This window comes from Streptomyces sp. NPDC021012, assembly GCF_044333355.1.
Taxonomy (GTDB): Bacteria; Actinomycetota; Actinomycetes; order Streptomycetales; family Streptomycetaceae; genus Streptomyces.
Map to the genome: position 1 here is coordinate 115,677 of NZ_JBIRQU010000008.1, position 11,922 is coordinate 127,598.

Consider the following 11,922-nt stretch of genomic DNA (forward strand, 5'->3'; position numbering starts at 1 on the left):
TCCCTACCTCGGCGGGCGGGCCCCGGTCGGGTAGTGGTCGGCCACCACGGCGGTCATCGCCCCGATCGGGTCCGCGGCCACCTCCTTCGCGGAGAAGAAGCAGTGCCCGCCGACCGAGGGGTACGCACGGGCCAGCTCCAGGTGGCGCGAGAGCTCCCCCGGGTCCTGCCAGGCCGCGGGCTGGGCGGGGTCGCCCGCCTTGTAGAGCGCCTCGCCGATGTAGAGGCCGACGCCGGTGTCCCGGACCACCGCGTCCCACCAGGGCAGCAGCTTGGCGTAGTCCGCCGCCGGGAGCCCGATGTTCCAGTACAGCTGGGGGATCACGTAGTCGATCCAGCCCTCCCTGATCCACTTCCGGGTGTCGGCGTGGAGGTCGTCGTACGTCTGGACCCCGGCGCGGGTGTCCGAGCCCTCCGGGTCGGTGGCGATGTTCCGCCACACCCCGAAGGGGCTGATGCCGAAGGCCGTGTGCCTCCTGGTCTCCGCGATCCGGGCGGACATCTCGGAGACCAGCAGGTCGGTGTTGTCGCGCCGCCAGGAGGCCTTGTCCGGGAAGTCCCCGCCGTACCGCGCGTACGCCTCGTCGTCGGCGAAGACCTGCCCGGCCACCGGGTACGGATAGAAGTAGTCGTCCCAGTGCACGGCGTCGATGTCGTAGCGGCGCACCGCGTCCAGCATCGCGTCCTGGACGAAGCTCCGGACCTCGGGCAGCCCCGGGTTGTAGTAGAGCTTCCCGCCGTAGGGCAGCACCCATTCCGGGTGGAGCCGGGCCGGATGACCGGCGGCGAGCCTGCTCGGGTCCGTGTGGTTCGCCACGCGGTACGGGTTGAACCAGGCATGCAGTTCGAGCCCCCGCGCGTGGGCCTCCTCGACCGCCGTGCCCAGCGGGTCCCAGCCGGGGTCGCGGCCCTGCGTGCCCGTCAGGTACTGCGCCCACGGCTCGTACGGCGAGGGCCACAGCGCGTCGGCGGTCGGCCTGACCTGGAGGACCACCGTGTTGAGCCGGCGTTCGACCGCCGTGTCCAGGTGGCCGAGGAGCTCCTCGCGCTGCCGTTCGGCGCTCAGCCCGGCGCGGGAGGGCCAGTCGCGGTTGGCGACCGTCGCCAGCCACATGCCGCGGAACTCCCGCTTCCGGTGCGGCTTCCCGCGCACCGGCGGCGCGGCGCCGGCCGCAGGTGCGCCTGTCGTTCCCGTCACGGCGAGCGCCGCTCCGCCGACGCCGGCCACGAACCCTCTTCTGCCGATAGGCCGCACTTGTACCCCTCCTGTGTCGGATACGTCACACGCACCCGGACAGCATGCCCGCCCCGGACGATCGATCATCGGTTAATGAGCGGTAACGTCTTGGGGGTAGAGGCGGACGCACCCGGAATCACACGGGCCCCCGCCGCCGAGAAGAGCGAGAGGCACGAGGTGACGGACTCCATGGCCGACATTGAGCGCGTCGGAGTGGTGGGCTGCGGCCAGATGGGCGCGGGCATCGCGGAGGTGTGTGCCCGGAGCGGGCTTGAGGTGAAGGTCGCCGAGACCACCGGCGAGGCGCTGGAGATCGGCCGCGCACGGCTCTACAACTCGCTGGCGAAGGCCGCCGAACGCGGCAAGATCAGCGAGGAGGAGCGGGACGCGACGCTCGCCCGCCTCAGCTTCACCACCGACCTGGGCGAGTTCGCCGACCGCGACCTCGTCATCGAGGCGGTCGTCGAGAACGAGCAGGTCAAGACCGAGATCTTCCAGGTCCTCGACCAGGTGATCACCCGGCCGGACGCCATCCTGGCCTCGAACACCTCCTCCATCCCGCTGGTGAAGCTGGCGGTGGCGACCTCCCGCCCCGACCAGATCATCGGCATCCACTTCTTCAACCCGGCCCCGGTGCAGAAGCTCGTCGAGCTGATCCCGGCCCTCACCACCTCCGAGGGCACGATCAGCCGGGCGCAGGCCTTCGCGGAGAAGGTCCTCGGCAAGCACGCCATCCGCGCCCAGGACCGCTCCGGCTTCGTGGTGAACGCGCTGCTCGTGCCGTACCTGCTCTCGGCGATCCGGATGTTCGAGTCGGGCATCGCGAGCCGCGAGGACATCGACAACGGCATGGAGTTCGGCTGCGCCCACCCGATGGGCCCGCTGAAGCTCTCCGACCTGATCGGTCTGGACACGATCGCGTCGATCGCCGACTCGATGTACTCCGAGTTCAAGGAGCCGCTGTACGCCGCTCCCCCGCTGCTCCAGCGCATGGTGGACGCGGGCCGTCTCGGCCGGAAGACGGGCTCGGGCTTCTACCCGTACTCCTGAACGACCGCCACCCCCCAGACACGGAGTCCGGCGTCCGACCCCTGACGCCGAGCTCCGGCCGGACGGCCCGCATCCCCGCACAGGTACGGGCCGTCCGGCACATCCCGCTCCCCGTCTCAGCCGAGGCGCAGATGGTGGAGCATCAGCAGTCCGGCAGCCATGTTGGCCGCCGGGATCTCGCCCCGGGCGATCATGTCGGGGATCTGTTTCAGCGGGATCCAGGCCCGCCGCGAGGACTCGAACGCGTCCTCGGGCGGTCCTGTGTAGGTGGCCCGTTCCGCCCAGTAGAGGTGGTGGCGGGCGTCGGTGAGGCCGTTCGAGGGTTCGACGGTGAGGAGATGGCGCAGCGGCCCCGGCCGCCAGCCGGTCTCCTCCTCCATCTCGCGGGCGGCGGCGGCCTCGACGTCCTCGCCGTCCTCGACGACTCCGGCGGCCAGTTCCCAGCCCCAGCTGTCGGTGATGAAGCGGTGGCGCCAGAGCATCAGAACTTCGTCGGCCTCGTTGACGGCCGTCGCGACGGCGACCGGGCGGAGCCGGATCAGATAGTGGTCGAGGTGGCGGCCGTCCGGGAGTTCGACGTCCGCGAGGTTCACTCGGAACCAGCGATTCTCATAGACAGAGCGTTCGCTCAGTTTCGTCCACTGCACGTTCTTGCCACCTTCCGATCGGTCGGTGCTTGTTTGGTGGCAATATCGCAGCAGCTGACGGCTCACAGGGGAACGCGCAGCGCACCGTCGATGAGAGCGGCGGCCTCCCGGGCCTCCCCGCCGCCGCTCGCGAGGAGATGCTCCCGGACCTGTGTCAGCCGGTCCCGCACCCGCCGCGAGTCCATCCCCCGTGCCTGCTCCGTCATCTCCACCGCCGTGCGCGCCGCCCCGTCTGCCTCCCCCTGCCGCAGTTCGATCTGGCACAGCATGGCGAGCCGGTGCACCCGCCCCCGGTCGTGCGAGGGCATCCCGACCGCCGCCGACGCGTGCTCGTGGGCCGCCGCGAGTTCACCCAGACCGAGGAGGGCCTCGGCGACCTGCACGTTGACGAGCCCCGGCTGGACGTAGCCCGTCTCGACCGGCTCCTCCCCCGGACTGATCCGCTCCGCCGCCGCCTCGGCCCGCCGGATGCAGGCCAGCGCGGCCGCCCCGTCGCCCAGATGCGCGTACGCCTTCGCCTGCATCGCCGTCAGATCGGCGGCCAGCGCCGGGGTGATCCGCCGTCCCCCCGCCCGCAGCGCCGCCTCCGCGAACGCCACCGCCTGCCGGTACTCCCCCAGGAACAGCGACTGGTTGACGAGGAGCGCGACCACGTACGCGCCGAGCCCCCGGTCCCCGCTCGCCTTCGCGAGCCGCAGCGCCTGGTGGAAGTAGCGCTGGGCCAGCCCGTGCGCGTCGGCGTCGTACGCGCAGATCCCGGCCACCGCGACCAGCCCGCCGGTCGCCCGGTGCAGCCGCCGCCCCAGCGCGTCGCCGTACGCGCCCCGGAGCAGCGGCGCGGTCTCGGTGTGGAGGAAGCCGACGATCCGGGCCCGGGTCGCGATGCCGCCGGCCCTGCGGTACATCTGCTCGTAGTGCGACCGGGCGGCGACCAGGACGGCGATGTCGGCCGCCGAGACCGTCGTCCGACCCGTACGGGAGACGTCCGCGTCCTCCGGCGGGTTCTCCCACTCCCACACCGGCATCACCGCCGGGGTGCCGGTCACGGCGGCCGCGGCGGTGAGGTGCGGCCGCTGCTGCTCGTCGGAACGCCACAGCGCGGCAGCCCGCTCCACGAAGACGGAGAGCGGCGAACCGGCCGCCGGCGGCGGGCCGCCCGGCACCCCGAGGCCGATGTCGTCCAGGGTCACCTGCCGGTGCAGCCGGGCGGCCAGCACCTCGCAGATCAGGTCCGGCACCTGGCCGCGCGGCCGCTGTCCCTTCAACCAGCGGGCCACCGCGGTGTGTTCGTACCGCAGGGCGAGTCCCCTGGCCCGGCCCGCCCGGTTCACATGGGCGGCCAGGCCGGCGTTCGAGACGCCCGCCTCGTCGAGCAGGGCGTCGAGCAGGGTGTTGGGCTGCATGGCCGCTCCGGTGGCTCGCATGGCCGCTCCGCTCGCTCGGTGAACTCAGCGTAGCGGCGGCCGATTTCGCACGGGGTGTGAACGAAGTACCCGTTCTCCCGGTCCGCGTACTCTGCCACGCTCGTCCCGGCCCCGGTTGACTGTGCTTCTCGCCGCAAGGCGACGACCGGGCCGCCGGCTCCCCCTCGTACAGTGCGGCCGCCCGGTCCGCGCCGCCCGCCCCGCTGATCTGCCCGACACTCCGTGGCGGGGCGGGCGGCGCCGGCCCAGGCCCCCTCCGCTCAGCAGTGCGAGGAGGGGGCGGGCCGGGGACGGCGCAGCCCGGGTTCGGCGGGCTGCGCCGGCACCCGGACACGGTCGTTGCGTACGACGAGCAGCGCGATGTCGTCGGCGGGCCGGCCGCCCGTGTGCTCCAGCAGCGCCGCGTGGACCCGGCGGACCACGGCGGCGGGCGCCTCGCCGGGCATCGCGGCCAGGGCCGCGTCCAGCGCGAAGAAGCGGCCCCGGTGGTCACGGGCCTCCTCCGCGCCGTCGGTGTGCAGGACCAGCGTCTCGCCGGGCAGCAGCCGGGCCGCCGCGTACGGCACGAGCGCGGCGGGCAGCGGAAGCACCCCCAGCGGGGGCAGCGGGTCCCCGAGCGGCAGCCGCTCCACCCGGTGTCCGAGGCGGTACGGGCCGGGGTGACCGCAGTTGAGGACGGCGAGGCGCCCGTCGGCGCGGACCTCCAGGAGCAGCAGGGTGACGAACTCCTCCGCTGCCGGGTGCTCGGGCTCCGCCCCGGCCCGCGCCGGGTGCTCGTCCCGCGCCCGCTCCCGCAGATGCCGCTCCAGGGCCCGCTCCAGGCGCCGCAGCACCCCGGCGAGTTCGGGCTCGTCGTGGGCGGCCTCGCGGAAGCTGCCGAGCACCGCGGCCACCGCGCCGAGCGCGGGAAGCCCGTGGCCCCGGACGTCCCCGATGACGATCCGCACCCCGTACGGGGTGGCCACCGCCTCGTACAGGTCTCCGCCGACGGACGCGCCCCGGGAGGCGGACAGCTGCCCGGCGGCCAGTGCGAGACCGTCGAGCCGGGCCGGCAGCGGGCGCAGCAGGACCCGCTGGGCGGCGGCCGCGACGGCCCGGACCCGGTCCAGCTCCCGCACGAGCCCGCGGCGGAGGCCCAGCACCATGCCGAGGCCCACGGTGACGAAGACGACGCTGGTGGCGATCCGCATGGGCAGCCCCGGCTGCCGGGCCAGCGGACAGCCGAACTTCCACGCCACGGCCACGGCACCCCACGCGGCGGGAAGAGCGAGCGGGGCCAGCCGGCGAAGCCGGGAGCCATCGGCGGGCAACGACCTGGTACGGATCATGCACGGCCCTTCCCGAGCCACGACAGCGCCCGAAGGCCCTGCGGCACACAGGTCCGCGCCTGCGGCCGCGTCGATTCTGCCGACCCCGCGGTCCACCACGGAACACCCCCTGGCGATCTCACCCGAAGGAGTGAGCACCCCTGCCGCGCCGCCCTCCGCCAGGGCTCCGCCACGGGCGCGGGCGGTCGAAACCCGTGCGGGCGTACGGATAGAAGGCCCCGTCGAGCGGGGTTCACGGTCCGCCGGACGGCGGAGGGCCGCCCCGGGGAAATCCCCGGGGCGGCCCTCCTGGTGCCGCTGCCGTGCCGGTCAGGCGCCGCGCAGGACGGCGCCCGTGCGCTCGGTGGCCAGGGCGACCGCGGCGTCGCGGGCCGCGCTGGCCTCGTCGACGGTCAGGGTGCGGTCCGGGGCGCGGAACTTCAGCGCGTACGCCAGGGACTTGCTGCCCTCGCCGAGCTGGTCGCCGGTGTAGACGTCGAACAGCCGGATGGACTCCAGGAGTTCACCTGCGCCCTCGGTGAGGGCGGCCTCGACGTCGGCGGCCGGGACGCCGGCGTCGACGACCAGGGCGACGTCCTGGGTGGCGACCGGGAAGGAGGAGATCCGGGGGGCCTTCACGGGGCCCTCGTTCGCCTTCTCCAGGAGGTCCAGGTCGATCTCCATCGCGCAGGCGCGGGCCGGGAGGCCGAACGCCTTCACCACGCGCGGGTGGAGCTCGCCGGCGTGGCCGACGAGGACCTTCTCGCCGTCCACCTCGACGTGGAACGCGGCGCAGCGGCCCGGGTGCCAGGGCGCGTGCTGGTCGGCGCTGATGATCAGCTCGACCCCGGCCTCGGCGGCCACGGTCCGGCCGGCCTCGATCGCGTCCGCCCAGTCGGACGGGCGGCCCTTGCCCCACCAGCCGGCCTGCTCGCGCGCGCCGGCGAGGACGACGGCGGCGCGGCGCGGCTGCTCGGGCAGCGCGGCGTTGACGCGGGCGATCTCCTCGTCGGACGGGCGGCCGTCGACGCCCAGGCGGACGGCGACGCCCGGCTGGCCCTCGGTCGGGCGGAAGACCAGACCGGTCTCGAAGAGCGCCAGGTCGTGGCTGCCGCGGCTGTCGTTGCGGCGGAGCGCGCCGAGCAGGCCCGGGAGCAGCGTCGTACGGAGCGCGGGCTCCTCGTCGGAGAGCGGGTTGACCAGCTTCACGAGGCGGCGACGGGCGTCGTCCGCGTCGAGACCGAGGTGGTCGAGGGCCTGCTCGCCGATGAACGGGTAGTTCAGCGCCTCGACGTAGCCGGCGCCGGCCAGGGCGCGGCCCACGCGGCGGTGGGTGCGCTGGCGCTCGGTGAGCCCGCGGCCGGCCGGGGGCTTCGGCAGCGTGGAGGGCAGGTTCTCGTAGCCCTCCAGGCGGATGACCTCTTCGGCCAGGTCGTTCGGCACGTAGAGGTCGGGACGCCACGACGGGACGGTGACGACGAGCTCGTCCTGGCCGTAGACGTCGCAGCCGACCTCCTGGAGGCGGCGGACGACGATCTCGCGGCCGTAGTCGACGCCCGCGACCTTGTCGGGGTGGTTCGCCGACATGGTGATGGTGTGCGGCGCGGAGGGGGCGGCGATCTCGGTGACGCCGGCCTCGGCGGTGCCGCCCGCGAGGAGCACGAGCAGGTCGACCGTGCGCTGCGCGGCAGCGGCGGCGGCCTGCGGGTCGACACCGCGCTCGAAGCGCTTGGACGCCTCGGAGGCCAGCTTGTGGCGGCGGGCCGTGCGGGCGATCGAGATCGCGTCGAAGTGCGCGGCCTCGATGACGACCTCGGTGGTGCCGGTGACGATGCCGGTCTCCGGGTCGGTGACCGGCTCGGCGATCTCCGTGTTGGCACCGCCCATGACACCGGCGAGGCCGATCGGCCCGCGGTTGTCGGTGATGACCAGGTCCCCGGAGTCGAGGACGCGCGCGGTGCCGTCGAGGGTGGTGAACTTCTCGCCGGCGGCGGCGCGGCGGACCCCGATGGGGCCGTCGATCCGGCTGCGGTCGTAGGCGTGCAGCGGCTGGCCGAGCTCGATCATCACGTAGTTGGTGATGTCGACGGCGAGCGAGATCGGGCGCATGCCGACCTTCTGCAGGCGGCGCTGCAGCCAGATCGGGCTGCGGGCCTCGGGGTCGAGGCCGACGACCGTACGGGCGGTGAAGCGGTCGCAGCCGATCGGGTCCGCGATCTGCACCGGGTAGCCGAACGCGTTGGGCGCGGGCACGTCGAGCAGCGCCGGGTCGCGCAGCGGCAGGCCGTAGGCGGTGGCCGTCTCGCGGGCGACGCCGCGGATCGAGAGGCAGTAGCCGCGGTCCGGGGTGACGGCGATGTCGAGGACCTCGTCGAACAGCTCCAGGAGGACCGTGGCGTCGGTGCCGACCTCGTGCTCCGGCGGCAGCACGATGATGCCGTGCGTGCCGTCGTCGCCCATGCCGAGCTCGTCGCCGGAGCAGATCATGCCCCGGGAGACGCGGCCGTACGTCTTGCGCTCGGCGATCCGGAAGTCCCCGGGGAGCACGGCGCCGGGCAGGGCCACGACGACCTTGTCGCCCACGGCGAAGTTCCGGGCGCCGCAGATGATCTCCTGGGGCTCACCGGTGCCGTTGGCCTGGCCGACGTCGACGGTGCAGAAGCGGATGGGCTTCTTGAACTCCGTCAGCTCCTCGATGGTGAGGACCTTGCCGACCACCAGCGGGCCGGTCAGGCCGGCGCCGAGCTGCTCGACGGTCTCGACCTCGAGGCCTGCCGAAATGAGCTTGGCCTGGACGTCGCGGCCGGTGGTGGTCTCCGGCAGGTCGACGTACTCCCGCAGCCAAGAAAGCGGGACCCGCATCAGATCTCCATCCCGAACGGCCGGGTGAAACGGACGTCACCTTCGACCATGTCTCGCATGTCTTCGACGTTGTGGCGGAACATCAGCATCCGCTCGATGCCGAACCCGAAGGCGAATCCGCTGTACTTCTCGGGGTCCACACCGCAGGCGACGAGCACCTTCGGGTTGACCATGCCGCAGCCGCCGAGCTCGATCCAGCCCTCGCTGCCGCAGGTGCGGCAGGGACGGTCCGGGTTGCCGACGGACTCGCCGCGGCAGACGTAGCAGAGCATGTCCATCTCGGCGGACGGCTCGGTGAAGGGGAAGAAGTTCGGCCGCAGCCGGGTCTTCATGTCCGGGCCGAAGAGCGCCTGGACCATGTGGTCGAGGGTGCCCTTGAGGTCGGCCATGGTGAGGCCCTCGTCGACGGCGAGCAGCTCGATCTGGTGGAAGACCGGGGTGTGCGTGGCGTCGAGCTCGTCGGTGCGGTAGACGCGGCCGGGGCACACGACGTAGACCGGGGGCTCCCGGTCGATGAGCGTGCGGGCCTGGACCGGCGAGGTGTGCGTGCGGAGCACGACGCCGGACTCGTCGCCCGTGGTGCCCTCGGGGCCCTGGACGAAGAAGGTGTCCTGCATCTGCCGGGCCGGGTGGTCCGGGACGAAGTTGAGGGCGTCGAAGTTGAACCACTCCGCCTCGACCTCGGGGCCCTCGGCGACCTCGTAGCCCATCGACACGAAGACGTCGGCGACGCGCTCCATGAGGGTGGTCAGCGGGTGCCGGGCACCGGCCGGGACGCGGTCGTACGGCAGGGTGACGTCGACGGCCTCCTCGACGAGGACGCGGGCGTCGCGCTCGGCCTCCAGCTCGGCCTGGCGGGCGGCGAGCGCCTTGGAGACGAGACCGCGGGCCTGGCCCACGATCTTGCCCGCGGCGGCCTTGGCCTGCGGGGGCAGGGCACCGATCTCCCGGTTGGCGAGCGCCAGCGGCGAGGTGCCACCGGTGTGCGCGGTCTTCGCGTGTGCGAGCTCGTCGAGGTCGCCCGCGGCGGCGAAGGCGGCGAGCGCCTCGTCCCGCATGCGCTCGATCTCTTCCGGTTTCAGTGCCTCGACCTCAACCGGGTCGTACGACTTATTGGGTGCGGACATCTCTTCCCGTGCTTCCGTTGGCTGGCTGGGCGGCCCCGCTCGACGTCAAGGGCGCAAACGTGCCAAAGGACGAGTCTAACGGGGCGTGGGGACGCGAATGAGCCCGTGGGCAGGCCGGGCGGCTCCCGAACTCGTGCGGTCTCGGCTGCTGAGACGTCAGAGAAGGTGGGCCGGGGTGCCGACGGGCAGGATAAATCGGAACTCGGCCCCGCCACGGGGGGCCCGTCCGACGGTGATGGTGCCGCCGTGTGCCTCGACGACGCCCTTGACGATGTAGAGGCCGAGGCCCGTGCCGCCGCGCTTGCTGCCCCGCCAGAAGCGGGTGAAGACGCGGCTCATCGACGCTTCGGGGATGCCGGGTCCCTCGTCCCGCACGGTGACCTCCGTCCCCTCTTCTCCGTCGTCGCCCAGTGTGGTGGGTGCCACCTCGATGGTGACGGTTCCGTCGCCGTGGCGCACCGCGTTTTCCAGGAGGTTCCCGAGGATCTGGTCGATCTTGTCGGGGTCGGCCCAGAGCGCGGGCAGCTGTGGCCTGATCCGTACGAAGAAACGGTCCGGGGACTGGCCGCCGGTGATGTGCACCTGGACGTGCCGGCCGACGGCGGCGGCGATGTCGACGGGCTGGCGGCGCACTTCGAGGCGACCGGAGTCGATCCGGGAGATGTCGAGGAGTTCCGCGATGAGCCGCTTGATGCGGCCCGCGTCGGCGTCGACGGTCTCCAGCATGAGCCGCTTCTGCTCGTCGTTGAACCGCTCCCACTTGTCGAGGAGGGTGGCGGTGAAGCCCTTCACGGAGGTGAGCGGGGAGCGCAGTTCGTGGGCGACGGTGGCGATCAGCTCGGCGTGGCTGCGCTCGGTGCGGCGGCGGGCCTCGGTGCCGCGCAGGGAGACCACGACCCGGCGGACGGGTCCGGTGGGGTGCTCGCGGACGTACCGGGCGGAGACGAGGACCTCTCGGCCGCCGGGGAGCAGCAGATTGCGCTCGGGCTGGCCGCGGCGGGTGGCGAGGCCGCCGTACGGATCGGTCAGCGCCCACCAGCGGCGCCCCTTGAGGTCCTCCAGGGGCAGCGCCTCGTCGAGGGGGAGGCCGAGGGCCCGGTCGGCGGGGACGGCGGTGATGCGGCCCGCGGCGGCGTTGAAGCAGACGACGCGGCCGGTCTCGTCGGCGATGACGAGCCCGTCGGGCAGGTCGTCGGGGCCGACTCCGGCGAAGCCGAGGGGTGGTGCCGGGACGTGCGGCGCGGCGCTCCGTGCCTGTGCGGGACTGTCCGTGCCGACCGTCATCCCCGTTCCCCACCCCTCCGTGCAGTGCAGTGGGCCCGCCCCCGAGTGCGTCACTCTACTGGGCGGGGAGGGCGGAATGGACCCCTCAGGCGGAGGTTCGGGGGCGCTGGGCGCGGGCGGAGGCGTACAGGCAGACCGCGGCGGCGGTGGCGAGGTTGAGGCTCTCGGCCTTGCCGTGGATGGGGACGCGGACGACGGCGTCGGCGAGCGCCCGGGTCTCCTCGGGCAGGCCCCAGGCCTCGTTGCCGAAGATCCAGGCGGTGGGCCCGCCCATGGTGCCGGCGTCGAGCTCGTCGTCGAGGTCGTCCTGTCCGGCCCCGTCGGCGGCGAGGATCCGTACGCCCGCGCTCTTGAGCCCGGCGACGGCCTGCTCGACGGGGACGCCGACGGCCACCGGCAGGTGGAAGAGGGAGCCGACGGAGGCACGGACCGACTTGGGGTTGTAGAGGTCGACGGAGGCGTCGGTGAGGACGACGGCGTCGGCGCCGGCCGCGTCGGCGCAGCGCAGCACGGTGCCCGCGTTCCCGGGGTCGCGGACGTGCGCGAGGACGGCGACCAGCTTGGGCTTGGCGGCGATGATGTCCTCGAACGGCGAGTCGAGGAAGCGGCAGACGCCGACGAGGCCCTGCGGGGTGACGGTCTGGGAGACCTCGGCGAGGACGGCGTCGGAGGCGAAGTGGACGCGGGCGCCGGCGGCGCGGGCGGCGTCGACGATCGCGGCGTAGCGCTCGGCGGCCTCGACGGTGGTGAACAGCTCGACGAGGGTGGGCTCGCCGCCGGCGCCCCGGTGCTCGACGGCCTCGCGGACGGCCTGCGGGCCCTCGGCGATGAAGAGGCGGTCCTTGCCCCGGAAGTTGCGCTTGGCGAGCCGCCGGGCGGCGACGACGCGCGGGGAACGCGGGGAGATCAGCTCGGGGGTGGACATGTGCCTGCGGCTCTCTGACTCGTCGGTGGGCTGGAGGGGGCGGTCAACGCGCCGGACCCG

Annotated in this window: 9 protein-coding genes; 1 reads left to right on the forward strand and 8 read right to left on the reverse strand. The window is 73.4% G+C overall.

Features of this window, described 5'->3' with window-relative positions; genetic code table 11:
• Window positions 1–3 precede the first annotated feature (3 nt).
• Window positions 4–1,254: a glycoside hydrolase family 10 protein gene (locus tag ACH4TP_RS25935; protein WP_389228226.1), complete on the reverse strand. Its 1,251-nt coding sequence runs from the start codon at window positions 1,252–1,254 to the stop codon at window positions 4–6.
• A 171-nt stretch (window positions 1,255–1,425) separates the two neighbouring features.
• Here ACH4TP_RS25935 and ACH4TP_RS25940 point away from each other — a divergent pair, with 171 nt between their 5' ends.
• Window positions 1,426–2,286 (forward strand): 3-hydroxybutyryl-CoA dehydrogenase, encoded by an 861-nt coding sequence (locus ACH4TP_RS25940; protein ID WP_389228228.1) that lies wholly within the window; start codon window positions 1,426–1,428, stop codon window positions 2,284–2,286.
• 116 nt (window positions 2,287–2,402) lie between these two features.
• Here the strand turns inward: ACH4TP_RS25940 and ACH4TP_RS25945 are convergent, their stop codons facing one another.
• The 7 genes from ACH4TP_RS25945 to ACH4TP_RS25975 all read right to left on the reverse strand — a co-directional run bounded on the left by ACH4TP_RS25945 (window position 2,403) and on the right by ACH4TP_RS25975 (window position 11,862).
• Window positions 2,403–2,933, reverse strand: a complete 531-nt coding sequence (locus ACH4TP_RS25945) for an NUDIX hydrolase (protein ID WP_369143242.1) — start codon at window positions 2,931–2,933, stop codon at window positions 2,403–2,405.
• Window positions 2,934–2,995: 62 nt separating this feature from the next.
• Complete coding sequence (locus ACH4TP_RS25950) at window positions 2,996–4,336, reverse strand: transcriptional regulator (protein ID WP_398439374.1); 1,341 nt, start codon at window positions 4,334–4,336, stop codon at window positions 2,996–2,998.
• 281 nt (window positions 4,337–4,617) lie between these two features.
• Window positions 4,618–5,685, reverse strand: coding sequence for a PP2C family protein-serine/threonine phosphatase (locus ACH4TP_RS25955; RefSeq protein ID WP_398439271.1), 1,068 nt, complete (start codon window positions 5,683–5,685; stop codon window positions 4,618–4,620).
• 309 nt (window positions 5,686–5,994) lie between these two features.
• A complete protein-coding gene (pheT, locus tag ACH4TP_RS25960; protein ID WP_398439272.1) occupies window positions 5,995–8,526 on the reverse strand; it encodes a phenylalanine--tRNA ligase subunit beta in 2,532 nt (843 codons plus the stop codon).
• The gene (pheS, locus tag ACH4TP_RS25965) at window positions 8,526–9,653 is read right to left on the reverse strand and encodes a phenylalanine--tRNA ligase subunit alpha (RefSeq protein WP_389228242.1); all 1,128 of its coding nucleotides are present in this window, start codon (window positions 9,651–9,653) and stop codon (window positions 8,526–8,528) included. The genes pheT and pheS overlap by 1 nt, the downstream gene beginning before the upstream one ends.
• 156 nt (window positions 9,654–9,809) lie before the next feature.
• Window positions 9,810–10,937 carry an ATP-binding protein gene (locus tag ACH4TP_RS25970; protein ID WP_398439273.1) on the reverse strand — a complete coding sequence of 376 codons (1,128 nt, stop codon included), beginning with the start codon at window positions 10,935–10,937 and terminating at the stop codon, window positions 9,810–9,812.
• Window positions 10,938–11,022: 85 nt separating this feature from the next.
• Window positions 11,023–11,862 (reverse strand): TrmH family RNA methyltransferase, encoded by an 840-nt coding sequence (locus ACH4TP_RS25975; RefSeq protein WP_389228248.1) that lies wholly within the window; start codon window positions 11,860–11,862, stop codon window positions 11,023–11,025.
• Window positions 11,863–11,922: the final 60 nt, after the last annotated feature.